The sequence below is a fragment of the Arthrobacter sp. D3-18 genome, from assembly GCF_054408525.1.
Window position 1 is genome coordinate 1,238,409 of the sequence record NZ_CP096440.1, and the last position, 26,047, is coordinate 1,264,455.

A 26,047-nucleotide genomic window follows, 5' to 3' on the forward strand; every position below is an offset into this window, starting at 1 on the left:
GTATGACAGATACAGCTGTAGCCGGTGCGTCCTCGGACACCGCAGTCCCCTCGCGTCCGGCACGCACCCGCCCTGCCGCCAAGCCCCACGGCCAGTGGAAGGTTGACGGCACCGCTCCACTGAACGCCAACGAAACCTGGAAGCAGGAAGACAACGGGCTGAACGTCCGTGAGCGGATTGAGTCTGTCTACTCCAAAGAGGGCTTCGATTCGATCGACGGAACGGACCTTCACGGCCGCTTCCGCTGGTGGGGCCTCTACACGCAGCGCAAGCCCGGGATCGACGGCGGCAAGACGGCAACGCTTGAACCGCACGAGCTCGAAGACAAGTACTTCATGCTGCGCGTGCGCATCGACGGCGGTGCGCTGACCACCGAGCAGCTTCGCGTCATCGGCCAGATTTCCGTGGACTTCGCCCGCGGCTCGGCTGACCTCACGGACCGCCAAAACATCCAGCTGCACTGGATCCGCGTTGAGGATGTGCCGGAGATCTGGCGCCGCCTCGAAGGCATTGGCCTGTCCACCACTGAAGCTTGCGGCGACGTTCCCCGCGTCATCCTCGGCTCCCCGGTTGCGGGCATCGCCAAGGACGAGATCATCGATCCCACTCCGCTGATCCACGAGCTCGCCGAGCGTTTCATCGGCGATCCCGAGCTGGCCAACCTGCCGCGCAAGTACAAGACGGCTATCACGGGCCACCCGTCCCAGGACGTGGTGCACGAGATCAACGACTTCGCCCTGGTGGGCGTCGTCCACCCCGAACTCGGCGTGGGCTACGACCTCTGGGTTGGTGGTGGCTTGTCCACCAACCCGCGCCTGGCCGAACGCCTGGGCGTGTTCGTCTCCGCTGACGTGGCCGCTGAAGTATGGCTCGGCGTCACCAGCATCTTCCGCGACTACGGTTACCGCCGCATGCGCACCAAGGCCCGCCTGAAGTTCCTCATGAACGACTGGGGTCCGGCCAAGTTCCGCCAGATCCTGGAGGACGAGTACCTCGGCTTCAAGCTTCCCGACGGACCTGCCGCTCCCAAGCCCACAGCTCCCGGCGACCACATCGGCGTTCACGAGCAGAAGGACGGCAAGTTCTTCATCGGCGTGACCCCCACTGTGGGCCGCACGTCCGGCGAGGCACTTGTCACGCTGGCGGACACCTTGGAGAAGCACGGCAGTTACCGGCTCCGCACTACTCCTCACCAGAAGCTGGTCATCCTGGACGTGGCCAAGGAGCAGGTTGAGCCGCTCATCGCCGAACTGGACACTTTGGGCCTCTCGGCTCGTCCCTCCGTGTTCCGTCGCGGCACCATCGCTTGCACGGGCATCGAGTTCTGCAAGCTGGCCATCGTCGAAACCAAGGTCACGGCAGCTACGGCCATCGCTGAGCTGGAGCGCCGCCTGGCCGACCTCGTGGAAACAAAGCAGCTGCCCTCCGCACTGTCCCTCCACATCAACGGCTGCCCGAACTCCTGCGCCCGTATCCAGACGGCCGATATCGGCCTGAAGGGCATGATGTTGCCAACGCCCGACGGCGACCCCACCCCGGGTTTCCAGGTCCACCTCGGTGGCGGGCTGGCTAACAACGAGCGCGAGGAAGCCGGTTTGGGACGTACCGTCCGCGGCCTCAAGGTCACGGTGGAAGACCTGCCCGATTACGTGGAGCGTGTGGTCCGTAAATTCGTCGCCGTGGGCGCCGAGGGCCAGACTTTCGCGGAGTGGGCACACTCGGCAGATGAAGGAGATCTCCAATGACAGATCCCGTCACCATAACCAACCTCGCCAGCGCAGCAGCCCGCCCGGCACTGCGTTCCCATGAAGAGCTCAAGGCCCTGGCCGAACAAGGCGCTGCTGAGCTCGGCTGGAACGCCCCCGCCCGCGATGTCATCGCCTGGGTAGCCCGGAACTTCGAGCTGCCCACGGTGACGGTGGCCTGCTCCATGGCCGACGCCGTCCTGCCGGCTTTGGTCGCGGACCAGCTTCCCGGCGTCGACGTCTTGTTCCTGGAGACCGGCTACCACTTCAAGGAAACGTACGAGACCCGCGACGAAGTCGCAGCGAACCTACGCGTCAATGTGGTGGATGTCCTTCCGGAGAACACCGTGGAACAGCAGGACCGCCTGCTGGGCAAGGACCTGTTCGCCCGCGACCCCGCACAGTGCTGCGCGCTGCGCAAGGTCCAGCCGCTGCGCCGCTCTCTTGCCGGTTATGAGGTGTGGTTCACCGGTGTCCGCCGCGACGAAGGACCCACCCGGACCAACACGCCCGTGGTCACTTGGGACGAGGGCTTTGGCCTGGTCAAGGTGAACCCCATGGTCGACTGGACCTTCGATCAGCTGATCGAGTACTCCGAGGACAACATCCTTCCCGTCAACCCCCTCCTGAGCCAGGGCTACCCGTCCATCGGCTGCCAGCCCTGCACCCGCAAGGTGGCCCCGGGCGAAGACCCCCGCGCCGGCCGCTGGGCAGGATCCGACAAGACAGAATGCGGACTACACACATGAGCACCTACACAACGTCAACGGACGCCTACGCAGCAGATGCCGCCCCCGCCCCTTCGCTGGACGACAATGCTGCAAGCAGCATTGCGTCCAGCTTCGACAGGCCCGATGCCACTCCCGGGGCGGCATCTGCTGCTTCGGCTCTGCGTCCGGCTCGCCTGAGCTCACTGGACACCCTCGAGTCCGAAGCGATTCATATTATCCGCGAGGTTGTTGCCGAGTTCGAGAAGCCTGCACTGCTGTTTTCCGGCGGCAAGGACTCTGTGGTCATGCTGCACCTGGCCACCAAAGCGTTCTGGCCGGGCAAGGTTCCCTTCCCCGTCCTGCACGTGGACACGGGCCACAACTTCCCGGAGGTCATCGACTTCCGCGACCGCACGGTTGAACGCCTCGGCCTGAAACTGGTTGTCGGCTCGGTGCAGGAGTTCATCGACCGCGGCGAATTGGCCGAGCGTGCCGACGGTACCCGCAACCCGCTGCAGACCGTCCCGCTTTTGGACGCGATCCAGCGCAACAAGTTCGACGCCGTATTTGGCGGCGGCCGCCGCGATGAGGACAAGGCCCGCGCCAAGGAGCGCATCCTGAGCCTCCGTGACGAGTTCGGCCAGTGGGATCCGCGCAACCAGCGCCCCGAGTTGTGGAACCTGTACAACGGCCGCCACACGGTAGGCCAGCACGTCCGTGCGTTCCCCATCAGCAACTGGACCGAGCTGGACATCTGGCGCTACATCGAGCGCGAGAACATCGAGCTCCCTGGCCTTTACTACGCCCACGAGCGCGAAGTCTTCGCCCGTGACGGCATGTGGCGTGCGGTTGGCGAGGTTTCCCAGCCGCTGCCCAACGAGGACGTCATCACCAAGCTGGTGCGCTACCGCACGGTAGGCGACATGTCCTGCACCGGTGCTGTGGAATCTGATGCCCGCACCGTGGCCGACGTCGTTGTTGAAGTCGCTGCCTCCACCCTGACCGAACGTGGCGCCACCCGAGCAGATGACCGCATCTCCGAGGCCGCCATGGAAGACCGCAAGAAGGACGGCTACTTCTAAATGAGCACCGAGACATTGGCTGCCGGGCTGGAAACAGCCCTGCCCACAACCCTGTTCCGCTTCGCCACCGCCGGGTCGGTGGACGACGGAAAGTCCACTTTGGTGGGCCGCCTCCTTCACGATTCCAAGGCGATTCTTGCTGACACGCTCGACGCCGTTGCCCGCACCTCAGCGGACCGCGGCTTCGGCGGCGAAAAGGGCGGGATCGACCTCGCCCTCCTGACCGACGGCCTCCGGGCCGAGCGTGAACAAGGCATCACCATCGATGTGGCTTACCGTTACTTCGCTACGGACCGCCGGAGCTTTATCCTGGCGGACTGCCCCGGCCACGTTCAGTACACCAAGAACACGGTGACCGGCGCGTCCACTGCGGATGCCGTCGTCGTACTTATTGACGCACGCAAGGGTGTGTTGGAGCAGACCCGCCGGCACCTGTCCGTGTTGCAGCTGCTGCGCGTCGCCCACGTGATTGTTGCCGTGAACAAGATCGACCTCGTCGATTTCAGCGAGCAGGTGTTCCGCGACATCGAAGCGGACGTGCAGAAGGTTGCGCGTGAGCTTGGCCTAGGTTCCGATGGCGTTGCTGACCTGCTGGTAGTTCCCGTTTCCGCCCTTGATGGCGACAACGTGGTGGACCGCTCCGAACGTACCCCCTGGTACACCGGTCCTGCGCTGCTTGAGGTCCTCGAAACCCTCCCGGCCGCTGACGAGCTCGAGGCCGAACTGGAGAGCTTCCGCTTCCCGGTTCAGCTGGTGATCCGTCCGCAGGGTGCCCTGGCTCCGGATGCTGTTGCTGCAGGGCTCGATGTGGAGGCCTACCGCGATTACCGTGCTTACGCCGGCCAGATCACTGAGGGCTCCATAAAGCTCGGCGACGAAGTTTCCGTCATCAGCCCGGGTCATGAGCCGCGCACCACCACGGTGATCGGCATCGACTTCGCCGGTCAGTCGCTGGAGGAGGCCGCTGCACCGCAGTCAGTGGCCATCCGCCTGGCCGACGAAATCGACATCGCACGTGGTGACACCATCGCTGCTGCCGGGACGGTCCGCGAAAGCACTGCTGACCTGTACGCGTCGCTGGCATGGCTCTCGCCCAAGCCGCTGCGTGAAGGCCAGAAGGTCCTGGTGAAGCACGGTACGCGCACGGTCCAAGCCCTGGTCCGCAACGTCACCGGCAAGTTGGACCTGGCTACGTTCAATGTTGAGCCGGCCTCCAACCTTGAGCTCAACGACATCGGGCACGCACAGCTCCGCTTGTCCGCTCCGTTGCCGCTGGAGAACTACCTGCACCACCGCCGCACCGGCGCGTTCCTGGTGATCGACCCCATCGATGGCAACACCCTTGCCGCCGGTTTGGTCAAGGACCACCCGGGCGACCACGAAGACGAACGTTACGTCATCTAAGGTCATACGTAGTCACAAAACCGCAGCTTGTTCGCGACTCCTCACGTTGTACGGCGGGAATTTCGAACAGGCTGCGGTTTTCTTTTTGGGAAGGACCCATGCCACAGAACACCACGCTCAGCACTCATTTGGCCTCCGGCAAGGACCTGGTCCTGGACGGCGCCTTGGCCACGGAGCTGGAGGCTCACGGCTGCGATTTGGAGGACGCGTTGTGGTCGGCCAAGGTCCTGCTGGAGCAGCCGCACCTGATCAAGCAGGTCCACCGCGACTACTTCGACGCCGGTGCCTCCGTTGCCATTACGGCCAGCTACCAAGCGACGCCACAGGGATTTGCGCGGCGTGGGTTGTCAGTTGATGAGTCCTTGGAGTTGGTGGCTTTGAGTGTCCGTTTGGCGGACGAAGCCCGCCAGGAAGCCTTGGCGGAGGGCTCTGCGCGTGGGCCGCTTTTGGTGGCCGGATCCGTGGGTCCCTACGGCGCCTACCTCGCTGATGGCTCTGAGTATCGGGGCGATTACACGCTTTCCGCCGCGGAATTCCGGGACTTCCACCGGCCCCGCATTGCCGCTCTGGTGGAAGCCGGCGCGGATTTCCTGGCCTGCGAGACGCTGCCGTCCTACGCTGAAGCGGAGGCGCTGTTGGCGCTCGTGGCGGAGTTCGACGTCGAATCCTGGTTCACGTTCACGCTGCGGGACAGCGACCACATCAGTGACGGAACACCGATTGCGGACGTGGCAGCGCTGCTCAGCGCTGAACCGCGGGTGGCCGCCGTCGGCGTTAACTGCGTGCCGCTGGAGCTGGTGACGGACGCACTCGGCACCTTCAAGCAGTCCTCGAACACGCCACTGGTCGCCTACCCGAATTCGGGGGAGACCTACGATGCCGTAACCAAAACGTGGGGTCCGTCGGAGGGTGTTCAGGGCAACGGAACCTTGGCTGGCAACGCCGCTGACTGGCAGGACCGGGGCGCCCGTCTCATAGGTGGCTGCTGCCGCACAACTCCGCGCGACATTGAAGGCCTGGCGGCGAATATGACGCCACGTGAACCTGCGTGAACCTTGATTTCTACGGGATTGAAGCCGAAATATGACAGTCCCTACTGTGAAGGCATGACCTCTTCGGAATGGTCCTTGCTTGCCCTCGACGGGCGATGTCACGGGGCCTGATCTTCGCCCCCTTCGCATCCCACATCTCCTAAGGACCAAACCTCATGTCGAACACCCCCGAGTCGCCCAACACCGGCACCACCCGCATCGTTGCTGGTGAGACTGCTTCCAAGCCCAAGCGCCGCCGCACAGTTGAGATCGCCCTGGCCGTGGGCTTGGTGTTGCTGATCGGTGCGGGCGCCGCAGTTGCTTCCGCTGTTTCGCAGAACAACCAGGCCGCCCCGGCACCCACCACGTCCCCGGCCGCTGAACTCAAGCTCGGTTACTTCAGCAACGTGACCCACGGCCCGGCGCTGGTAGGTACCAGCAAGGGCCTGATCGCCAAGGAACTCGGCGATACCAAGCTCAGCACCCAGGTCTTCAACGCCGGCCCCGCCGCGATCGAAGCCCTGAACGCCGGCGCCATCGACGCCACGTACATCGGCCCGAACCCGGCCATCAACTCCTACGTCAAGAGCAACGGCGAATCCATCAGCATCATCGCCGGTGCAGCTTCCGGCGGTGCCCAGCTTGTGGTCAAGCCGGAGATCAATTCAGCAGCCGACCTCAAGGGCAAGGTCCTCAGCTCCCCGCAGCTCGGCGGTACCCAGGACGTGGCCCTGCGCGCCTGGCTCGGTGACCAGGGCTTCAAGACCAACACTGATGGCAGCGGCGACGTGAACATCAACCCCACCGAGAACGCCCAGTCGCTGAAGCTCTTCACCGACGGAAAGCTCGACGGCGCGTGGTTGCCGGAGCCGTGGGCCTCCCGCCTGGTGCTTGAAGCCGGAGCGAAGGTCCTGGTGGATGAGAAGGACCTGTGGGAGAACGGTGACTTCACCACCACCATCCTGATCGTGAACAAGAAGTTCGCCGCAGAACACCCCGAAACCGTGAAGGCACTGCTGAAGGGCCACGTGGAATCCGTGAACTGGCTCAACTCTGCCTCGGCTGAGGAGAAGGCGACCACGATCAACGCGGTCCTGAAGGACACGGCGGGCAAGCCGCTTCCGGCGGATGTTATTGAACGGGCGTTGCAGAACATCAAGTTCACCACCGACCCGCTCGCCGGAACGTACAACAAGCTCCTCGAAGACGGCGTCAAGGCCGGCACCACCAAGCAGGCCGACATCAACGGCATCTTTGACCTCCGCACCCTGAACGAGGTCGAAGGCAAGAAAACCTCAGCCGCAGGACTTGGCCAGGACTAAGCAGTAACAGGCTGGTCCGCTTCCCTCCCATCTACCGGGGAAGCGGGCCGGCCTTTGGCCACATCAGCTCTACCAATCAACATGAAGGACGGGACCATGCCAGTCGTACTCGAGAACCTGGGCAAGCGCTTCGGCGACGGCGCCCCGGTGCTGGACGACGTCAACGCCACCATCGCTCAAGGCGAGTTCGTCGCCCTCCTCGGTGCGTCCGGCTGCGGAAAGTCCACCCTCCTGAACATCATGGCGGGACTGGAACCGCCGACGTCGGGCGCTCTTGAAGTACCCAGCGACGGCGCTGCCTTCATGTTTCAGGACGCAGCCCTGTTCCCATGGCTGACGGCGAGGGGCAACATCGAGCTGGCTTTGCAGTTGGCCGACAAGTCCAGCACGAAGGCAAGCCGACGTGCACGCGCCACCGAATTGTTGGAACTGGTGCACTTGGGCGGCGCAGGGGACAAGCGTCCCCACGAGCTGTCCGGAGGCATGAGGCAGCGCGTTGCGTTGGCCCGTTCCTTGGCTCAGGACCGGCAGCTGCTGTTGATGGACGAGCCGTTTGCCGCGCTTGATGCGATCACCCGCGACCTTCTGCACGACGAACTCGAACGGATCTGGAAGGAAACGGGCCGGACCATCGTGTTCGTTACCCACAACGTGCGCGAGGCCGTCCGTCTGGGGCAGCGCGTACTGCTCTTGTCCTCGCGTCCCGGCCGAGTGGTGGCTGAATGGGATGTCACCGAGGAGCACCGTACCGATGCCGGCAGTGCTGGGGAGCTGACCGGAGTTATTACCCGCCGTCTTCGCGAGGAGATCCGCCGCCATGCCAAGTAACCCCATCACCACCGAAGAGCGGACCCTTCCCGTGACTGAATCCAAAGAGCACATCACTTCGCCGTCGCTGAAGGGCAACGCCTCCGAGCTCCGGGACCTCGAAGCCGGCCTGGACAACCTCCAGTCGGACAGCCGACGCAAGGCCGGCATCGACTGGAAGCGGGTGCTGCTGCCCGTTGCCGCGCTGTTGGTCCTGATCCTCGCGTGGCAGTTCTACGTTTCACTTGAGTTCAAGCGGCGCGACCTCGTTCCAGGGCCGCTTGATGTCCTCACCCAGTTCGTGACGATGTGGGGCGAAGGCAAAGTCCAGGAAGCAGTGTGGACATCGCTGCAGCGCGGTGTGATCGGCTTCCTGATTTCGGTGGTCATCGCTACTCCGGTGGGATTGATCCTGGCTCAGGTGGCTCCGCTGCGTCGCGCGTTCGGGCCGCTGATTTCCGGGTTGCAGGTGCTCCCTTCCGTGGCGTGGGTTCCCGCAGCGATCATCTGGTTCGGCCTGACCGACGCCACTGTGTACTTTGTGGTGTTCATGGGGGCCATCCCGTCCATCATCAACGGGCTCATTTCCGGCGTGGACCAGATCCCGCCGCAGTACCGCAGCGTGGGCACAGTGCTGGGTGCGAGCCGACTCCAGATGGCACTCCAGATTGTCCTGCCCGCAGCACTTCCCGGCTACATCGGAGGTCTGAAGCAGGGCTGGGCCTTCTCCTGGCGCTCACTCATGGCCGCGGAAATCATCGCGGTGGGCGGCACGATTGGTTTCGGGCTGGGCTCATTGCTGGACCAGGGCCGACTCCTTTCCGACATGACGATCGTGATGTCCGCGATTCTGCTGATCCTGTTCGTGGGCATTCTGATCGAGATTCTGGTCTTCGGGCCGATCGAGAAGCGTTTGCTGCAGCGCCGGGGTTTGTTGGCGGGCAGCAGTCGGTAAGTGCTGGCGGGTCGGCGCACCTGTTTGCGCCGGGCGCACCCTTTTGGCGCCGAGCCCGCACCCTTTCGCGCCGTTTGCACCCGCGGTTACGGGGGCGCTTGGCGGTAACTGGTGCGGGTGCCCAACGCAGTGCAGCCCGCTCGACGGCGACCGCCCGCTGCTAAGTTCTGGCGGGCCGGCGCACCTGTTTGCGCCGGGCGCACCACTTCGGTGTGGAGTCCGCACCCTTTCGCGCCGTTTGCACCAGCGGTTACGGGGGCGATCGGCGGTAAGTGGTGCGACAACAAAACGCACCGCCGACTGCACGACGGCGGCCGCCCCCGCCGCTTAGTCTTGGCGTGCGCACCTGTTTGCGCCGTTTGCACCACTTCGGCGTGGAGTCCGCACCTTTTCGCGCCGTTTGCACCAGCGGTTACGGGGGCACTTGGCGGTAAGTGGTGCGGCCGCCCAACGCAGTGCTGGCAGCTCGACGGCGACCGCCCGCTGCTAACTCTTGGCGTGCGCACCCATTTGCGCCGTTTGCACCACTTCGGCGTGGAGCCCGCACCCTTTCGCGCCGTTTGCACCAGCGGTTACGGGGGCACTTGGCGGTAAGTGGTGCGGCCGCCCAACGCAGTGCTGGCAGCTCGACGGCGACCACCCGCCGCTTAGTCCTGGCGGGCCTGCGCACCCGTTTGCGCCGTTTGCACCACTTCGGCGTGGAGCCCGCACCCTTTCGCGCCGTTTGCACCAGCGGTTACGGGTGCGATTCGCGGTAAGTGGTGCGGCCACCCAACGCAGTGCTGGCAGCTCGACGGCGACCGCCCGCTGCTAACTCTTGGCGTGCGCACCTGTTTGCGCCGGGCGCACCACTTCGGCGTGGAGTCCGCACCTTTTCGCGCCGTTTGCACCAACGGTTACGGGGGCACTTGGCGGTAACTGGTGCGACAACTAAACGCACTGCAGCCCCGGACCACGGCCGGATCTGGTTTCCCGTCGGGCAAACTGCTACGTTTCCACCAGCCTTTGCAATTGGGGGAGGCGGTTCCCGGGAATCGTGTGAAGGGTGGCAATTCATGATCATGCAGCAAAGAGCGATGGTGTCTGCTGCGGTGGTTGCTCTCCTGGCAGTGTCCTCGTGCGCAGCACCAACCCCTCAGCTGGATGCTGAAGCGAAAGCCAACATTCAGACCCTCATTGAGCGGGCAATCGACCGCAGGAATCATCAAATGGTCAGTGGATTCTCGTCCACCAGGGAAGAAATCACGCAGGATTTCGTGCCGGACGCCGTGGAGCGCACTGAGCTGGAATACGGAAAACTCCGTCAACGCAGGGACGCGCTGGCACCCCATGGTGTTTTCTTAACGGCCAGCGGCTCGGAGATCACCCTCAAGGAACTCACCGTCACGGATAGTGGCGCCACGGTAGAACTTTCTGAGCAGACACATCTGGAACACTCGCCTGTAAGCGGCGTGCAGGGTCCGGACGAGGGCTACGTCTACGGTCAGAAAGTTGACCTTGCCAAGACCGAAAACGGTTGGAAGATCGTCAGTATCGCCCCTCTTAATCCGATCAAACCGTTCCCGACAACAGTGATTGATCCAACCACTCTTTAGGGCTCGCGCACTTTGTGCGCCAACAGACCGAACAGGCAGAGGCCCGACGGCGACCTCCCGCCGTCGGGCCTTCGCGTCACCAAACCGTGAGGTTAGAGTCCGGCCAGAAGATCCCGCATTTCCCGAATCTCGGCTTCCTGGGCAGCGATGATGTCCTTGCCGAGCTGAACGGCCTCGGGATTCTTGCCTTGGCTGGTCTCGGTTTTGGCCATGCTGACGGCGCCTTCATGATGCGCGATCATCTGGGTCAGGAAGAGCTTGGCCGCTTCCACGCCTTGGGCGTCCTTGAGTTTCTGGAGGTCAGCGTCGCTCAGCATGCCGTCCATGCCGTGAGCGTCATGGCCGTCCGCGGGCATGGTGGCGTCCTCGTTCCAGCTCTTGAGCCATGCCGTCATCTTCTCGATCTCGGGTGCCTGAGCTTCCTTGATCTTGACGGCCAGGTCCATTACCGCCGTCGGGATGTCAGCCTTCGCCAGCATGGCGTCGGACATCTCTACCGCCTGGGCGTGATGGGGAATCATCATCCGGGCGAACATCGTGTCTGCTGCATTGTGCCCTGCGTCGCTGCTGTTCGCTGAAGGGCTGGCGGAAGTGCCCGAACTTCCGTGGTCCATGCCGGGCATGGAATCGGATCCGGAGTTGCTGGCACAACCGGCCAGCGCAATCAGGCCTGCGACAGCGGCTCCGGTAAAAGTGAAGTGCGTCCTGTTCATCAGAAAAAGGTCCTTTGCCAATTCAGGCGGCCGTCTGTCAGCCGCCAAGGGGTAAGCAGATGGTGAAGGGTTAACCGGCCCACGTCGCGGGCCGCCAGTGCTTACGTACGGCTTATACAGAGCTGCAAGGGTGTAGGACCCAGGGGTTGGTAGGACCAGAAACCGGGAAGACCGTGAAGTTCCAGTGGGACAGGGACTACGCCGGCAGCAACGGCTGGAGGCGGTGCGGCCAAGGAACCTGTTTTTAGGGCGGGGATGCAGTTGGTGGTGGCCGCCTGGGTGCAGGACCAGCTCCCAGACGTGCACTTGTCCGCTTCAGTAGGCGAACCCCCGGGATGCTGGACAGTGTCGTGTACGTGGAGCGCAGGTTCGGTAGTTACCACGGTTGGCAGGGAGTTCGCAGAGTGGATGCCATGACTTCCACTGACCACGTGCATTCCGAAAATGCCCGCAATGACAGCTGCTATCAGAAGCAGGAGCGAGGCCCGCCCGACGACGGTAAGTGGTTTCACGACGCTCCACTACCTCCTTCGTGGTCCTACTTTTATGAATGTCCGGACAGCACGAGCATACCCCGGGTGGGTATGCATTTCGATAATGTTCTACTCTATGCTCATTCGCCGTCCAAGCCTAGAATCGTCGGATGGGCCTTCTAACGTTCAGCATCAACGTCACGCTTGATGGTTGCGTCGACCATCGGGAGGGCATCGCCGACGACGAGACGCACGCCCACTTCACCCACCTCCTGGACCAGAACGGCGCCATGCTCTGGGGCCGTACTACCTACGAAATGATGGAGGTCTACTGGCCGTTGGTTGCACGCGGTGAGGTGGACGCGCCGCCGGCCTTGCTTGAGTGGGCGATCAAGCTGGAGGCCAAGCCCAAGTACGTCGTCTCGGCAACGCGGAGCGACTTCCCATGGACCAACAGCCATCACCTGGTCGGTGAGTTGCGAACGGCGGTGCAGGAACTCAAGGACAGGACTCCAGACGGGGTGCTTGTGGGCAGCGGCAAACTTGCTACGGAACTGGACCGACTGGGTCTGATCGACGAGTACAAATTCCTCGTCCACCCCATGATCGCCGGTCACGGCCCCACGCTGTATCAGGGCGGACTGCCCGGCACCCGACGACTGGAGCTGATTTCGGCGGAGCCGCTGAGCAACGGCGCGGTAACTATGCACTATCGACGGGCTGATTGAGGAATTCCCGCACCCCTCGAAGTGTTGTCCCGAACATGCACAACAAACGGATCGGCTTCCTTTCCTTCGGACATTGGGCACGTGTCCCGGGCTCCCTCGTACCAACAGCTGGCGAAGCCCTGAAACAGGCAATCGAACTGGCTGTTGCATCCGAGGAACTGGGCATCGACGGCGCGTTCTTCCGCGTCCACCACTTCGCCCGGCAGCAGGCCTCGCCCTTCCCCTTGCTCGCAGCCATCGCAGCGAGGACCACCCGTATTGAAATGGGCACCGGCGTGATCGACATGCGGTACGAGAACCCGCTTTACATGGCCGAGGAAGCAGCCGCTACGGACCTCATCAGTGACGGCCGTCTGCAGCTGGGTGTGAGCCGGGGTTCACCCGAACCAGCACGGAACGGGGCAGCGAACTTCGGGTATGTCCCTGAAGACGGCGAAGACAGTGGCGACATGGCCCGTCGGCACACAGCCCAGTTCCGCAAAGCCATTGCCGGGCACGGCGTTGCCGAAGCGGATCCCCACTACGCTGGCGGAGCCACAGGCCTGCTGCCTATCCAACCTCAATCACCGGGACTTCCAGAGCGGACCTGGTGGGGCGCCGGCACACGGAAAACAGCCGTCTGGGCAGCCGAGCAAGGCATGAACCTCATGAGCTCCACGCTCCTGACCGAGGACACTGGTGTGCCCTTCGACGAACTGCAGGCAGAGCAGATCCAGATGTTCCGCGAGGCTTGGGCAGCAGCCGGACACGACTTTGAACCCAGGATTTCCGTGAGCCGCAGCGTGATCCCCATTGTGGACGACGTCGACAACCACTACTTCGGGCTCCGCGCCCAAGCTGACAGCCAGGACCAGGTGGGAATTCTCGACGGCGCGTTGTCCCGTTTTGGGAAAAGCTACATTGGCGAGCCGGACGCCTTGGCGGAGGAGCTGGCCAAGGACGCCGCAGTCCAGGCGGCGGACACGGTCCTGCTCACAGTGCCCAACCAGCTGGGCGTGGATTACAACGTCAAGCTGTTGGGCAACGTCGCCAAGCACATCGCCCCGGCCTTCGGCTGGGGACCCAAGCACTGACCAAAGCCCCAGCACTGACCAAACCCCCAGCCGGGACCAAACCCTAGGAAGCCACCGCCGCCAGCCCGGCAGCCGAAAACGATGCAGGCTCAACGAAAACCCGATACCCGCGGTCGTGATCGAACCCGTGGATTTCGCGGGTGTCCAGGGCATCCATGAATTCGAGGGTCTGCCGGGTGATCACTTGGCCCGGGACAAGGATAGGGAAACCCGGGGGATAGGGCGTGACGAAACCTGCCGAGACCACTTCCTGTCCCGTGGAAACCGCCGCAGCTACCTCAGCCGCGGAAAGGTACACAGTGGAATCGGACTTGTAGCTCTCAAAGTAGGCTGCCCGGATATCCCCGTCCTCGCAGGAATCGTCAACGCGGAAACGCGCGGCAAAGGTGCTGAAGTCGGGGAGCGGGGGAGTCCGACGGGAAGCTCCGGACTCCGAAGGAAGCGTCCGCTGACGCGCCGCAGGATGAGGGTTCTCAAAACTCTCGGCAAGCTTCACCAGAACCTCGATCAGGTAGGCCACGGAGCTGCGGGAGGTGCCGATGTTTGTCATGAACAGCACAGTGTTCCGGGACGTTTTGTTCACCTGAATGCCGTGATCGTCCATGAGGTAGCTGTGGCGGAAAGTATCGCCGTCGATCCCTGTCTTGCTGATGTCCAGTGTGAGGCGGCTGGGGTCGATAACGAATTCGTCCCGCTGCCAGGCATCTTCCAACTCAGCCAGCCCATCCCGCAGCGGCATGCTGGAGCCGGTTTCCCGATAAATCGAACCGATGAGGTCCCGCGAGGTCAGCACCCGGAAGTACTTCTTCAGCAGGGGATGCCTGGCAACGGCTTGGGCCACGGATACGGCAAGGTCGGATTGCCGTTGAACCAGGCCGAAACCCTCCAGTTCAACCTGTCGCCTTCCGATATCCAGGGACGCCAGAATCTGGTAGTTGGGTGAGGTGGACGTGTGCGTCATGTACGCCTCGCGGAACGACTCCTGGTTGGAGCCGGCGAAATCCTGGTCAAACACGTGGATCATGGAACCCTGCCGCAAGGAGGTCAGTGTCTTGTGGGTGGACTGCGTGGCGTAGACCCGGACCCGTGCCTTCGCCGGATCCGGAATAAGCCTGGTGTTGAGCCAAGCGTCGTCATCCACAGGTTCACCGGTGACCGGGTCATGCAGGGCGGCCGTCTGTTCGGCGTACCGGGCAGCGTAGGCAGGGCTGTTGAACGAGGCCTCCAAAGCGGCAGCAGCTGCCATCCCGGTTCGACGGCGGTACACGGGATGGGAACGGGCGAAGGCAAACCACGCCTCGTCCCAGAGGAAGACCAAGTCGGGTTTGATGGCCAGGCATTCCTCCATGACCCTTTCGACGTCGTAGACGACGCCGTCAAAGGTGCAGTTGGTGAGGGTCACCATTTTTACTTCATGGAGCCTGCCTGCCCGCCGGTACTCCAAGAGCCTGCCTTTCAGGCTCGCCAGGGGCACAGCGCCATAGAAGGCGTACTTGTCCAAGGGGTAGGCGTCCAGGTACGAAACGCGGGCACCGGCGAGCACGAAGGCGTAGTGGTGCGATTTGTGGCAGTTGCGGTCCACCAAGACAACATCACCGGGAGCAAGCAGCGATTGATGCACGATCTTGTTGGCGGTGGACGTGCCGTTGGTGACGAAGTAGGTTCGCTGCGCCCCGAACGCGCGGGCGGCCAGCTCTTGTGCCCGTTTGATGGATCCGTGGGGATCGAGCAGCGAGTCCAGCCCACCTGAGGTGGCGGAGGTTTCGGCCAACAGCAGGTTTGTCCCATAAAAATCGGCCATGTCCCGGATCCACGGCGAACTCCCGACGGAAGCGCCCCTGGAAATCGGCAGGGCGTGGAAGACGCTGGCCGGGCGACGGCTGTAATCCTGCAGCGCGGTGAAGAACGGTGTTTCGTACCGTTCCGCGACCCCGGATAAAAGAGACAGATGCAGGTCCAAATGATCCTGCCGGCGGAAGATCCGCCGGAACTTCCTGGTGAGTGAGCCCGCCAGTGACTCGATGGAGACTCCTGCCACCAGGTAGACGTCCAGCTCGGGCCGAAGCGCTGAGACAGCGTCGGCCAACCCAAGGATCCGCCTGATGGGCCGCGAGTCCTGCAGGTCCGCTGAGATATGCCGGACCAGGAAGCGTCGGAGGTCGCTGCCCAGCAGATGGGAACTGCGGAGCGCGAAGCCCGGGCGAAGGACAACAGCCTGGATAGCAGGGTTCAGCATGATGGCAACCAAGGCATCTTCGTAACTGGGAACCACGTTGACGGTGTAAGTGAAAGCATCAGAAGGACGCCGCTGCGCAGCCATGGTGTTCTTTAGTGCTTCGGCTTCGTCGGGGTCAACGGTGTCAACCACCACTACCTCAAAGCGCGGCCGCTCAGCCGGTTCAGGCTGGTCAACAACCTCCTCGTCCACCACCTCCCCGCGCGGCGCCGCAGCCGTTTCCCCCACGGAGGCGAGCGGAAGGTGGGACAAGCCGCCCAGAAGCTGGAGCGCGGCCTGGGGTTCGCCGTCGTCGATCAACTGGCGCAACTGGGCCACGGCACCGACTCCCGGTTCCGCCCAATACGGTTCCACCGACATCAGGAGGGCAAGGGTCCGGTCGATCTGGGACAGCAGACCGGACTCCTGGTGCCGGGCCGAGGCAAGCTGCCTGAGGGCGTATCCCAGGAACTCCCACGCATCGGCACGGGACCGCCAGGCCCGGCTGGGAGTGCCGATCTTGAGGGACGGGGAAGAGTTGCTCATGTGTTTCACTTTCAAACTAAAAATGGGTCTAGGACTTCAAAGCAGCGCGGATACGGCCGCGATACGCGTACCAACCGGCAACCAGCAGTGGGGCCAGGACCAGCAACGACGCCAGCACCCAGCGACCAGTCTCCGAGAACCCCATGGTGACCAGCACGAAGGCCAGGAACCCGAGCGTCAGGTAGGAGGTGAACGGCGCTCCGAACAGCCTGAACGCCGGCCGGACAACTTTGCCGCGGCGCACCCATGATTGGAGCTTGATGTGGCAGAGCATGATGGTGGCCCAACCGCCGATGATGCCCACCGCCGAGATTTCCAGCACGATCTCAAAGACCTGGGACGGGACGATGGCATTCAGTCCAACGCCCACCAAGGTGATGACGGCCGTGAGCAGGATGCCGCCGTAGGGCACGCCGGACGCGCTGATTCGCCCCGTGAACTGCGGAGCCGAGCCATTTACCGCCATGGAGCGAAGGATGCGGCCGGTGGAGTAGAGGCCTGCATTGAGGCTGGAGAGCGCTGCGGTGAGGACCACGAAGTTCATCACGGATGCGGAGATAGCTCCGGCCTGCGGATCCCCAAGATGGGAGAAGAAGGTGACAAACGGTGATTCGCCCGATTTGTAGGACGTGAAGGGAAGCAGGAGCGAAAGCAGCAGGACCGAGCCCACGTAGAAGATTCCAATGCGGATCACCACGGTGTTCACGGCTTTGGGCATCACCTTGTGCGGGTTGGCAGTTTCGCCGGCCGCGGTTCCCACAAGTTCCACGGCAGCGTAGGCAAACACCACACCGCTGATTGCCAGAAGGGGCGCAACAGCCCCGGTGGGGAACATGCCGCCGTTCTCTGCAATGACGTTGAAACCGGGGACGCCAACATCCGTCCGGCCGCCAAAGACGATGAAGCAGATGCCGACGACGAGGAATGCCACCAGTGCGCCCACTTTGATCAAGGCGAACCAGAACTCCATCTCGCCGAAGATCTTCACGGACACCAGGTTCAAGGAGAGCACCACCACTAAAGCGATGAGGGCGATCAGCCACTGCGGGATGTCATTGATGGGTGCCCAATACTGGCCCCAGAACTTCACGTAAAGGGCCACAGCGGTGACGTCCACAATGGAGGTCATGGCCCAGTTCAGGAAGTAGAGCCAGCCGGCGGTGTATGCCATTTTCTCGCCGTAGAACTCCCGGGCGTAGGAAACGAACGAGCCCGACGTAGGACGGTACAGCACCAACTCGCCCAGTGCCCGGAGGATCAGGAAGGCAAAGAATCCGCAGACGGCGTAGACCAGGATCAGGGCGGGCCCGGACCCGTTGAGGCGACCGCCGGCGCCCATGAAGAGCCCGGTACCGATCGCGCCGCCAATGGCGATCATCTGGATTTGCCGGGGCTTGAGGGTTTTCCGGTAACCGGCTTCCTCTTGGGCGAAAGCGCTGGACGTCGTTTCGGCGGCCAGGTCTGCTGGGGACGGAAGGGTTTTTGTAGACGCAGGGGTGGGTATCACTTCGGGGGTCTCCTTTGACTCCGGTGCCACCTCAGGTGGCTCAATACTCCAAAACGGCTGACTGTTCGGGCAGTTGGGCCTGAAATTGGCCGCGCTGCAGGCAGTCTTTGTGGTGTTTGGGACAGTCACCAACTCTAGGTGGACACCGTCGCCAACAAATTGGCTGGCGAACCAAATTCAGGGCCCGGCTCTTGTGCCGCGGGGACAACACTGGTGTTCTGAAGGGCCGGTAAAGTTTCTCGCTGTGCGTGCCCGCGTACATCTACCGGCGGAGCCCCTCAATGGCGAGGGAGCGTACTGCTGAAGTGAACTGATGAGGAGAGGAAGCGATAGCTTCGTTGAAAGCCCTGGAAATTGACGACGACGGCGTCGTCACCTTATTGAGCGATGTCCTTGAAGACCTGGGCGTCCACAACGCACGGTTGCTGCTGGCCCCGGCAGAGGACAACAGAAATGTTCGTGAAACCGTCATTGTTGACGCTGAAGACGACGATGCGATCCGCCCAGGGGCATTGGTCATGCTCATCGGAGCCCGGGGACGCGCAGCGCTCCCGGCCCTTCGCAGGATTGTTGCCGACCGTCCTACGGCAGTCGCGGTGAAGGGCAACGAACGCGAGTTGGAAGCCGCAGCAGAGTTACTTCGACCCACGGGCATCGGACTGGTGGCGGTCGCTCCGGGCTTGCGGTGGGACAAATTCGAAAGCATTGCCGTGGACAGAGTCCGCGAAAACGATGTCCTTGAAAACGACGGCCGCTTCAGCGATGTGCCCGGCGAAAGCGCCACGTCAGTGCATCGGGACCTGTTCGCGATAGCCCAAACAACCGCCACGCTGACCAACGGCCATGTGGTCATCGAAGATCCAGGCAATAAGGTGCTCGCCTACTCGCCGGCGTCCAATGATGTTGATGAACTCCGCAGGCTGTCCATCCTGGCGCGGCGGGGACCTGAGAAATACCAAAAGCTGCTCAAGGAATCAGGGGTTTACAAGCATCTGCAGGCTACTGAAGCGCCTGTTCATGTGGAAGCCAACGTGGACGCGGGTCTTCGGGAACGCGTAGCAATCGGTATTCATGCCGGCAGCCGTGTGATGGGGTACATCTGGTTGCAGGAAGGTGCTGAACCTTTGGCGGCCAACACGGACCGCATCATGGTGGGAGCAGCCCGCCACGCAGCGATCGAACTGGTCCGGCATCGTAACGAACAGTCCCAATCCATGCGCGAGGACCGGGTCTCAAGCCTCTTGAGCGGCACGGCACAAGTGCATTCCCAGGCCCAGTCCGCAGGGATTGATCCGTCAAAACCAGCAGCCCTGATCCTGATCTCCGCGGGCGGGTTGAGTCAGAGCGCCGCAGGCCTCCAGCTCCGGAGGGGAGAGCTCTCCAAAGTGGCATCAATTCACGCAGCCGCGTACAGGCCTGGTGCAGTGGTGGGGGCACTCGGGATGGAAACGGCCATCATCCTTCCCGACCTGGACCCGCTGAAATCCCTTCCTGCCATCAACAGGCTGGTCAACACGATCGTTCGTGACGCCACCACCCACCTTCACTTTCAAGTGCAGGCAGCCGTGGGTCCCATCGTTCCGCGTCTGGACGCCTTGCACGCCACTCTTGATCACGTGCGCAGCGTCCTCAAGGTCATGGAAGCGACGCCGACAGTACGTGTGGCCTCGTACAGCGACGTGGAAACAACGGTCCTCACCAGGGAGCTGCTGGAGCTGCTGGAATCACGGACCACCCTGCGTCATGCAGGAATCACCCGGCTGTGCAGCCGCTACCCGGAATTCGCGCTGACCCTCCTGACCTACCTGGAGTTCTTTGGCGACGTGAACCGTTGCGCCGAGGAACTGGCCGTCCACCGCAACACGATCCACTACAGGCTCCGCCGCGCCTGCGAAGTGGCGGGACTGGACTTGCAATCCGCCGATGAACGCCTGCTTGCCCACCTTCAGATCAGGCTCTGGACCTACGCCGGGACCAAGGGCTAGAAGCGTGGACATCCAAAATCTCCTCGACGACATCGTCGGGGCAGTGCAGCCGCATGTCGGCCAGGGCAACGTGGCTGACTACATCCCGCAGCTCGGAGCCGTGGATCCCCAACAATTCGGGATTTCCGTGGCAACCCGGGACGGCGAGGTCTATTCAGCCGGCGACGCCCACGTGGACTTCTCCATCCAAAGCATCTCCAAGGTTTTTGCGCTCGCCTTGGTGTTGGCTTTCGACGGCGACGGGATCTGGAAGCGCGTCTTCCGGGAGCCCTCGGGCAACCCGTTCAACTCATTGATCCAGCTGGAAAGCGAGGAAGGGATCCCCAGGAACCCCTTCATCAACGCCGGCGCGATCGTGGTGACAGACAGGCTGCTCAGCATCACGGGCAATGCCGCGCATGCCGTGAGGGATCTGATGCGGCAAGAGACCACCAAGGAAAGCATCGATACCGATCACCATGTTGCCGGTTCTGAACTGGCCAACAGTCACCGCAATGCCTCGTTGGCCCATTTCCTGGCGAGCTGCGGAAACCTGGAGAACCCGGTGGACGAAGTGCTGGACTCCTACGCGAAGCAATGTGCGCTGGCCATGACGTGTGAAGACCTGGCGCTCGCGACCCGTTTCCTTGCCGCCAACGGATTGGGAACGGACGGGACTCTTTTGCTGTCGCCGGCACAGACCAAGAGGATCAACGCAGTCATGCTTACCTGCGGAACGTACGACGCCGCGGGCGAATTCGCGTATCGCGTGGGCCTTCCCGGCAAGAGCGGCGTGGGCGGAGGGATCGTGGCAGTGGTTCCGAACAAGTGCTCCATCAGTGTGTGGAGCCCCGGCCTGGGACGGTCCGGGAATTCCGTGGCCGGCGTGGCCGCGCTGGACGAATTCACCACGCGTACTGGCTGGTCGGTCTTTTAGGCGCATTATTGAGGGATGACAGGTACCCAGCCCACCGCCGTCGAGTTCCTGGCACGGCTCCAAGCGAGGCAATCCGACGTGGAGCAGGTCAAATACCAGCGGTACTTCAAGACCGGCAAGGGCGACTACGCCGAGGGTGATTTCTTCATGGGCGTCCGCATGGGCGAGGTCTTCACGCTTGGCAAGGAATTCGCGGACATGCCCCCGGCTGAGATCGAGAAGCTCCTGGAAGAGGACATCCACGAGGCCCGCGCCGGAGCTGTGAAGATCATGGCGCTGCAAACGCAGAAAAAGAAGACCACGGAAGAGCGGCGCAAGGAACTCTACGAGCTGTACCTGCGCAGGCATGACCGCATCAACAACTGGGACCTGGTGGACTTGGGAGCCGGGCGGGTGGTGGGCGGTTGGCTCATGGATAAGCCGAGGGATCCGCTGTATGAATTGGCTCGTTCGGAGAACATGTGGGAGCGCCGGACGGCCATCGTCGCCACGTCGGCGTTCATCCGGGAAGGCCAATTGGATGACACGTTCGCCATCGCCGAGATCCTCCTTCATGACAAGGAAGACCTCATCCACAAGGCCGTAGGCGGTTGGGTCCGCGATGCCGGGCGCAGCAGTCGCGAGCGTCTGTTGGCATTCCTCGACGAACACGCAGCCACCATGCCGCGGACGGCGCTTCGTTACGCGATCGAGCACCTGGGCAAGGAACAGCGCGCCTATTACCTGACGCTTAAAGACCGTGTTTCCCCGAACTAAGCGGGGAATTATGTGACGTTGGATTACTCAGCGTTACCGGGTGTTTCCGAGCCTTTGAAGCATGTTACGGCGCCGCCCTACAGTTTTTTCATGGCAATACAGGACATTTACCCCACCGCGCTGCGGCTGCTCGGCCGCCCGGTGCTGGTGGTTGGCGGCGGCCCCGTTGCGGAGCGCCGCGCCAAGGGACTGCTCGACGCCGGTGCGAAAGTCACCGTGGTCGCTCCCGTTGCCACCGACACACTTCGGGGTCTCGCCACTTCCGGTCTCCTCACCTGGGAGCAGCGCGAGTACCGCACATCCGACCTTGACGGCGTCTGGTTCGCTCAGACCGCCACTGGCACAGCCGTTGTGGACACCCAAGTAGCTGCCGACGCCGAGGCGCAGCGCATCTGGTGCGTCAACGCCTCGGACCACGAAGCATCAGCCGCGTGGACACCCGCCGTTGCCGTGGTGGACGACGTCAAGATTGCCATCAACGCCGGGGGAGATCCGCGCCGTGCCATGGCACTTCGCAACGCTGTGGCCACTGCCCTCGAAACCGGGGACCTGCCGCTCCGCCGTCATCGCAAGCCGGGAACCGATGGCTCGCTTGGCTCTGTTGCTTTGGTAGGCGGCGGTCCTGGCGACTCGGGACTCATCACAGTCCGTGGTCGTCGCCTGCTGGGACAGGCCGACGTCGTAGTTGCTGACCGTCTTGGCCCGCGCGAGCTGCTCAAGGAGCTTGCCCCGGATGTCCGGGTGATCGAGGTCGGCAAGACGCCCGGCCACCATCCCGTGCCGCAGCTCCAGATCAACAGGATCCTTGTGGAGGAGGCCCTCAAGGGCAACCGGGTGGTCCGCCTCAAAGGCGGCGACCCGTACGTTCTTGGCCGCGGCGGCGAAGAAGCAGAGTTCTGCCGCCAGAACGGCGTCGAGGTTGAAGTGGTGTCCGGTGTGACGTCTGCGATTTCCGTTCCGGCGGCCGCGGGTATCCCCGTGACGCACCGTGGCCTGGCCAAGGGCTTCAGCGTAGTTACCGGCCACGAAGAGCTGTCCGAAGTCCCGGCACGGCCCGATCACACTGTGGTGTTGCTCATGGGGGTGGCGCAATTGCGCGATTCCGCGGCTGAGCTGGCGGGCTCGGGTCTGCCTTTGGACACACCAGTAGGTATCGTAGAGAACGGGTATTTGCCGGACCAGCGCGTCACCATCGGCACTCTGGGAACCATCGCGGACCAGGCGGAAGCCGTCGGCGTGGCCAACCCGGCGGTCATTGTGATCGGCGATGTAGTCCGTGTCAGCCCCTTTGCACCGCAGCACTTCAAGACCGCTGACTACAGCACTATTACCCCAAATCGTCCCCGCGTCCGCAGTAACTAGCCCCCGGCCCAACTAGGTAGCAGATAAGGTCGTTTTGAGCCCTCAAAACGACGTGAACTGCGACCTAGTTGGGATGACTGAACAGAAGAAGGAACACAGCCGTGTCAATTAGCACTCCCGTAGGTTCTGCGGACCGTCCGCTTCGCGTCGCCGTCATCGGCTCCGGCCCGGCCGGCGTTTACGCAGCGGACATCCTGACCAAGAGCGAGGCCGTCAAGAGCGGCGAACTCAACGTCAGCATCGACCTCTTCGACCGCTACCCGGCACCGTACGGCCTGATCCGCTACGGCGTCGCGCCGGACCACCCCCGCATCAAGGGCATCGTCAACGCCCTGCACAAGGTCCTGGACCGCGGCGACATCCGCTTCTTCGGCAACGTGGATTACGGTACGGACATCTCAATCGAAGACCTCCGTAAGCACTACGACGCTGTCATCTTCGCTACCGGCGCCATCAAGGACGCAGACCTGAACATCCCGGGCATCGAGCTCGAAGGTTCCTTCGGCGGCGCCGACTTCGTGTCCTGGTACGACGGACACCCTGACGTTCCCCGCGAATGGCCGCTGGACGCCAAGGAAATCGCTGTCCTCGGCAACGGCAACGTGGCCTTGGACGTGGCCCGCGTCCTCTCCAAGCACGCCGATGACCTCCTGGTCACCGAAATCCCGGACAACGTTTACGCCGGCCTGAAGAACTCCCCGGTCACCGATGTTCACGTCTTTGGCCGCCGTGGTCCGGCCCAGGTGAAGTTCACCCCGCTGGAACTCCGCGAACTTTCGCACTCCAAGGACGTAGACATCATCCTCTACGCCGAGGACTTCGAATTCGACGAAGAGTCCGATCGCCAGGTCCAGACGAACAACCAGACCAAGACCATGGTTGGCACGCTCACCAACTGGATCGCCGAGCAGCCCGAGGACCTCACCGAGCTCACGGCTTCCCGCCGCCTGCACCTGCACTTCCTGCACAGCCCGGTGGAAATCGTCGACTCCCCGGAAACCCCGGGCAAGGTTGCCGGCATCAAGTTCGAGCGCACCGAGCTGGACGGCACGGGAAACGCCCGCGGCACCGGCGAATTCATCGACTACCCGGTCCAGGCCGTGTACCGTTCCATCGGCTACTTCGGTTCGGCGCTGCCGGACGTCGAGTTCGACCACAAGAAGGGCGTCGTCACCAACGACGGCGGTCGTGTCCTGGACGCCGACGGCCAGCACGTGCCCGGCCTCTATGCAACGGGCTGGATCAAGCGCGGTCCCGTTGGCCTCATCGGCCACACCAAGGGCGATGCCCTCGAAACCGTCACCTACCTGTTGGAGGACCGCGAGAACCTTCCGGTCGCCGAGGTTCCCGCGGCCGACGCCGTGGTGGACCTGCTCGATGCCCGCGGCGTGAAGTTCACCAGCTGGGAAGGCTGGCTGGCCCTTGACGCACACGAGCTCGCTCTCGGCGCAGCAGCCACCGAGGCCGGCACCTCCCACGGTGTTGAGGTCAAGCGTGAGCGCATCAAGGTTGTGCCGCGCGAGGACATGGTCAACATTTCCCGTGATGGCGTGGCCGCACAGGTCTAGTACTTCCGGTTCTTTGCTGGCGGGGTCACTCAGTTCGAGTGGCCCCGCAGTGCTTTAAAGCTCGCTGACCGGCGCCCGGCGGTACCCTGAGTCATGGACGTCGTCGTCATTGAAACTCCGCAGCTGGGCGACCGCAGCTACTTGGTGCACGACGGCTCAGTTGCGTTAGTGATCGACCCCCAGCGGGACATCGACCGGGTGGAAGCTGCCGCTCGTGACGCTGGCGTCCGGATCACCCATGTTGCCGAGACACACCTTCACAACGACTACGTCACGGGCGGGCTCGTCCTGGCGGAGAAGCATGGCGCTGAATACTTGGTGAACGCCGCTGATGAAGTCTCCTTCACGCGTGTCCCTGTCAGGGACGGCCAGGTTCATCGTGTTGGCCGGCTTTCCGTTTCTATTGTTGCGACACCTGGCCACACGCACACGCATCTTTCCTATGTGGTGCGGGATGACACGCACGACGGCGGCACGGAGGCTGTGTTTTCCGGCGGCAGCTTGCTTTACGGTTCAGTTGGGAGGACGGACCTGGTCTCGCCGGGGGACACCGCGAAGCTGGCCCATGACCAGTACTCCTCGGTCCGGCGCCTGGTGGATTCGGCGAGACCCGAAGCGGCGCTCTACCCGACGCATGGCTTCGGCTCGTTCTGTTCCATCGGTCCCGCGAGCCATCAAGACACCTCGACAATCAATGAGCAAACCGCGTCAAACCACGCCCTGACAGATCCGGACGAGGACCACTTTGTCTCGCAGCTGCTAGAGAACATCACGGCCTACCCCGCGTACTACGCCCACATGAGCCCGCTGAATGCCGCTGGCCCGGACCCAGCAATCTTTGACGTCCCGGACTCCGTGGACGCCGGAGAGCTGAGCCGGCGCCTGGGAGCGGGGGAGTGGGTGGTGGATCTGCGGCATCGCGTGGCGTTCGCGGATAGCCACCTCCAGGGCAGCGTGAGTTTCGAGTACGGCCGAGGGGACAATTTCACCAGCTACCTCGGATGGGTGATCCCGTGGAACCAGCCGCTTACCTTGCTGGGCCCACTCAGCGAGGTTGAAAAGGCGATCCGTGACCTGGCGAGGATCGGTATCGACAGCCCGGATGCCGCCGTCGGGCCTGAAGCCGCGGTGCTGAACGTTGGCGCGTTGGCACCTGACCATCCGCGGGCGAGCTACCGGCACAGGGACTGGGCTGCACTTCTCACAGACAGGGAGCCTGAGGACGTGATCCTGGACGTTCGCCGCCCGGAGGAATATAAGGCCTCCCACGTGAAGGGAGCGCTCAACATTCCGGTCTACGAACTGCTCGGCAGGATCACTGAGCTGCCGGACACTAGGATCTGGGTGCACTGTGCCACGGGATATCGGGCAAGTGTGGCAGCGAGTCTCCTGGACCGGGCAGGGCGCGAGGTGGTGCTGATCAATGCGAGGTTCAGGGACGCGGTCGGGGTAGGAATCGAAACCACCTGAGGCGAGCCATCCTAAGCACGTCCCGGGCCCGCTGTCCCGTTGTTGGGCAACAACGGAACAGTGGGGCAACAACGGATAAGCGGG

21 protein-coding genes are annotated in these 26,047 nt (G+C 63.0%); 17 read left to right on the top strand and 4 right to left on the bottom strand.

Features of this window, described 5'->3' with window-relative positions:
• Nucleotides 1–2: 2 nt before the first annotated feature.
• The 9 genes from M1D89_RS07780 to M1D89_RS07820 all read left to right on the top strand — a co-directional run bounded on the left by M1D89_RS07780 (nucleotide 3) and on the right by M1D89_RS07820 (nucleotide 10,651).
• The gene (locus M1D89_RS07780; RefSeq protein WP_498649535.1) at nucleotides 3–1,745 is read left to right on the top strand and encodes a nitrite/sulfite reductase; all 1,743 of its coding nucleotides are present in this window, start codon (nucleotides 3–5) and stop codon (nucleotides 1,743–1,745) included.
• Nucleotides 1,742–2,494, top strand: a complete 753-nt coding sequence (locus tag M1D89_RS07785) for a phosphoadenylyl-sulfate reductase (RefSeq protein WP_498649539.1) — start codon at nucleotides 1,742–1,744, stop codon at nucleotides 2,492–2,494. The genes M1D89_RS07780 and M1D89_RS07785 overlap by 4 nt, the downstream gene beginning before the upstream one ends.
• On the top strand, nucleotides 2,491–3,537 hold the full coding sequence (gene cysD, locus M1D89_RS07790; protein ID WP_498649542.1) for a sulfate adenylyltransferase subunit CysD: 1,047 nt from the start codon (nucleotides 2,491–2,493) through the stop codon (nucleotides 3,535–3,537). The genes M1D89_RS07785 and cysD overlap by 4 nt, the downstream gene beginning before the upstream one ends.
• Entirely contained in the window at nucleotides 3,538–4,941 is a 1,404-nt protein-coding gene (locus M1D89_RS07795) for a sulfate adenylyltransferase subunit 1 (protein ID WP_498649544.1), read from the top strand.
• A 98-nt stretch (nucleotides 4,942–5,039) separates the two neighbouring features.
• Nucleotides 5,040–5,993, top strand: coding sequence for a homocysteine S-methyltransferase (gene mmuM / locus M1D89_RS07800; RefSeq protein WP_498649546.1), 954 nt, complete (start codon nucleotides 5,040–5,042; stop codon nucleotides 5,991–5,993).
• Between the two features lie 155 nt (nucleotides 5,994–6,148).
• On the top strand, nucleotides 6,149–7,294 hold the full coding sequence (locus M1D89_RS07805) for an ABC transporter substrate-binding protein (protein WP_498649548.1): 1,146 nt from the start codon (nucleotides 6,149–6,151) through the stop codon (nucleotides 7,292–7,294).
• Nucleotides 7,295–7,390: 96 nt separating this feature from the next.
• Nucleotides 7,391–8,122, top strand: a complete 732-nt coding sequence (locus tag M1D89_RS07810; protein ID WP_498649550.1) for an ABC transporter ATP-binding protein — start codon at nucleotides 7,391–7,393, stop codon at nucleotides 8,120–8,122.
• Complete coding sequence (locus M1D89_RS07815; protein WP_498649552.1) at nucleotides 8,112–9,056, top strand: ABC transporter permease; 945 nt, start codon at nucleotides 8,112–8,114, stop codon at nucleotides 9,054–9,056. Before M1D89_RS07810 ends, M1D89_RS07815 begins: the two co-directional genes overlap by 11 nt.
• Nucleotides 9,057–10,111: 1,055 nt before the next feature.
• Complete coding sequence (locus M1D89_RS07820; RefSeq protein WP_498649554.1) at nucleotides 10,112–10,651, top strand: hypothetical protein; 540 nt, start codon at nucleotides 10,112–10,114, stop codon at nucleotides 10,649–10,651.
• 92 nt (nucleotides 10,652–10,743) lie between these two features.
• Here M1D89_RS07820 and M1D89_RS07825 read toward each other — a convergent pair whose 3' ends face one another.
• Nucleotides 10,744–11,364 (bottom strand): DUF305 domain-containing protein, encoded by a 621-nt coding sequence (locus M1D89_RS07825; protein WP_498649556.1) that lies wholly within the window; start codon nucleotides 11,362–11,364, stop codon nucleotides 10,744–10,746.
• A 101-nt stretch (nucleotides 11,365–11,465) separates the two neighbouring features.
• Entirely contained in the window at nucleotides 11,466–11,876 is a 411-nt protein-coding gene (locus tag M1D89_RS07830; protein ID WP_498649560.1) for a hypothetical protein, read from the bottom strand.
• Between the two features lie 131 nt (nucleotides 11,877–12,007).
• On the opposite strand from M1D89_RS07830, the gene M1D89_RS07835 reads away from it, so the two are divergent.
• Together M1D89_RS07835 and M1D89_RS07840 are read left to right on the top strand one after the other, a co-directional pair.
• The gene (locus tag M1D89_RS07835) at nucleotides 12,008–12,565 is read left to right on the top strand and encodes a dihydrofolate reductase family protein (RefSeq protein ID WP_498649561.1); all 558 of its coding nucleotides are present in this window, start codon (nucleotides 12,008–12,010) and stop codon (nucleotides 12,563–12,565) included.
• A 35-nt stretch (nucleotides 12,566–12,600) separates the two neighbouring features.
• Nucleotides 12,601–13,638 carry an LLM class flavin-dependent oxidoreductase gene (locus M1D89_RS07840; protein WP_498649564.1) on the top strand — a complete coding sequence of 346 codons (1,038 nt, stop codon included), beginning with the start codon at nucleotides 12,601–12,603 and terminating at the stop codon, nucleotides 13,636–13,638.
• A gap of 43 nt (nucleotides 13,639–13,681) precedes the next feature.
• Here M1D89_RS07840 and M1D89_RS07845 read toward each other — a convergent pair whose 3' ends face one another.
• Nucleotides 13,682–16,399 (bottom strand): aminotransferase class I/II-fold pyridoxal phosphate-dependent enzyme, encoded by a 2,718-nt coding sequence (locus M1D89_RS07845; RefSeq protein ID WP_498649566.1) that lies wholly within the window; start codon nucleotides 16,397–16,399, stop codon nucleotides 13,682–13,684.
• Nucleotides 16,400–16,427: 28 nt separating this feature from the next.
• Complete coding sequence (locus tag M1D89_RS07850; RefSeq protein WP_498650919.1) at nucleotides 16,428–17,858, bottom strand: amino acid permease; 1,431 nt, start codon at nucleotides 17,856–17,858, stop codon at nucleotides 16,428–16,430.
• Between the two features lie 386 nt (nucleotides 17,859–18,244).
• Between M1D89_RS07850 and M1D89_RS07855 the strand changes: the two genes are divergently transcribed.
• The 6 genes from M1D89_RS07855 (at nucleotide 18,245) to M1D89_RS07880 (ending at nucleotide 25,963) form a co-directional block, all read left to right on the top strand.
• Complete coding sequence (locus tag M1D89_RS07855) at nucleotides 18,245–19,891, top strand: PucR family transcriptional regulator (protein WP_498649568.1); 1,647 nt, start codon at nucleotides 18,245–18,247, stop codon at nucleotides 19,889–19,891.
• Between the two features lie 4 nt (nucleotides 19,892–19,895).
• Complete coding sequence (locus tag M1D89_RS07860; RefSeq protein WP_498649570.1) at nucleotides 19,896–20,807, top strand: glutaminase; 912 nt, start codon at nucleotides 19,896–19,898, stop codon at nucleotides 20,805–20,807.
• 15 nt (nucleotides 20,808–20,822) lie between these two features.
• Nucleotides 20,823–21,563 carry a DNA alkylation repair protein gene (locus M1D89_RS07865; RefSeq protein ID WP_498649571.1) on the top strand — a complete coding sequence of 247 codons (741 nt, stop codon included), beginning with the start codon at nucleotides 20,823–20,825 and terminating at the stop codon, nucleotides 21,561–21,563.
• Between the two features lie 90 nt (nucleotides 21,564–21,653).
• A complete protein-coding gene (gene cobA, locus M1D89_RS07870) occupies nucleotides 21,654–22,925 on the top strand; it encodes a uroporphyrinogen-III C-methyltransferase (RefSeq protein ID WP_498649573.1) in 1,272 nt (423 codons plus the stop codon).
• A gap of 101 nt (nucleotides 22,926–23,026) precedes the next feature.
• A complete protein-coding gene (locus tag M1D89_RS07875) occupies nucleotides 23,027–24,493 on the top strand; it encodes an FAD-dependent oxidoreductase (RefSeq protein WP_498649575.1) in 1,467 nt (488 codons plus the stop codon).
• Nucleotides 24,494–24,586: 93 nt separating this feature from the next.
• Complete coding sequence (locus M1D89_RS07880) at nucleotides 24,587–25,963, top strand: rhodanese-like domain-containing protein (RefSeq protein WP_498649577.1); 1,377 nt, start codon at nucleotides 24,587–24,589, stop codon at nucleotides 25,961–25,963.
• Nucleotides 25,964–26,047: the final 84 nt, after the last annotated feature.

What these genes read in the sequence shown, in the direction of transcription:
- M1D89_RS07780 (WP_498649535.1), top strand. Translation starts at nt 3, where the DNA reads ATGACAGATACAGCTGTAGCCGGTGCGTCCTCGGACACCGCAGTCCCC.
- M1D89_RS07785 (WP_498649539.1), top strand. Translation starts at nt 1,742, where the DNA reads ATGACAGATCCCGTCACCATAACCAACCTCGCCAGCGCAGCAGCCCGC.
- cysD (WP_498649542.1), top strand. Translation starts at nt 2,491, where the DNA reads ATGAGCACCTACACAACGTCAACGGACGCCTACGCAGCAGATGCCGCC.
- M1D89_RS07795 (WP_498649544.1), top strand. Translation starts at nt 3,538, where the DNA reads ATGAGCACCGAGACATTGGCTGCCGGGCTGGAAACAGCCCTGCCCACA.
- mmuM (WP_498649546.1), top strand. Translation starts at nt 5,040, where the DNA reads ATGCCACAGAACACCACGCTCAGCACTCATTTGGCCTCCGGCAAGGAC.
- M1D89_RS07805 (WP_498649548.1), top strand. Translation starts at nt 6,149, where the DNA reads ATGTCGAACACCCCCGAGTCGCCCAACACCGGCACCACCCGCATCGTT.
- M1D89_RS07810 (WP_498649550.1), top strand. Translation starts at nt 7,391, where the DNA reads ATGCCAGTCGTACTCGAGAACCTGGGCAAGCGCTTCGGCGACGGCGCC.
- M1D89_RS07815 (WP_498649552.1), top strand. Translation starts at nt 8,112, where the DNA reads ATGCCAAGTAACCCCATCACCACCGAAGAGCGGACCCTTCCCGTGACT.
- M1D89_RS07820 (WP_498649554.1), top strand. Translation starts at nt 10,112, where the DNA reads ATGATCATGCAGCAAAGAGCGATGGTGTCTGCTGCGGTGGTTGCTCTC.
- M1D89_RS07825 (WP_498649556.1), bottom strand. Translation starts at nt 11,364, where the DNA reads ATGAACAGGACGCACTTCACTTTTACCGGAGCCGCTGTCGCAGGCCTG.
- M1D89_RS07835 (WP_498649561.1), top strand. Translation starts at nt 12,008, where the DNA reads ATGGGCCTTCTAACGTTCAGCATCAACGTCACGCTTGATGGTTGCGTC.
- M1D89_RS07840 (WP_498649564.1), top strand. Translation starts at nt 12,601, where the DNA reads ATGCACAACAAACGGATCGGCTTCCTTTCCTTCGGACATTGGGCACGT.
- M1D89_RS07845 (WP_498649566.1), bottom strand. Translation starts at nt 16,399, where the DNA reads ATGAGCAACTCTTCCCCGTCCCTCAAGATCGGCACTCCCAGCCGGGCC.
- M1D89_RS07865 (WP_498649571.1), top strand. Translation starts at nt 20,823, where the DNA reads ATGACAGGTACCCAGCCCACCGCCGTCGAGTTCCTGGCACGGCTCCAA.
- cobA (WP_498649573.1), top strand. Translation starts at nt 21,654, where the DNA reads ATGGCAATACAGGACATTTACCCCACCGCGCTGCGGCTGCTCGGCCGC.
- M1D89_RS07880 (WP_498649577.1), top strand. Translation starts at nt 24,587, where the DNA reads ATGGACGTCGTCGTCATTGAAACTCCGCAGCTGGGCGACCGCAGCTAC.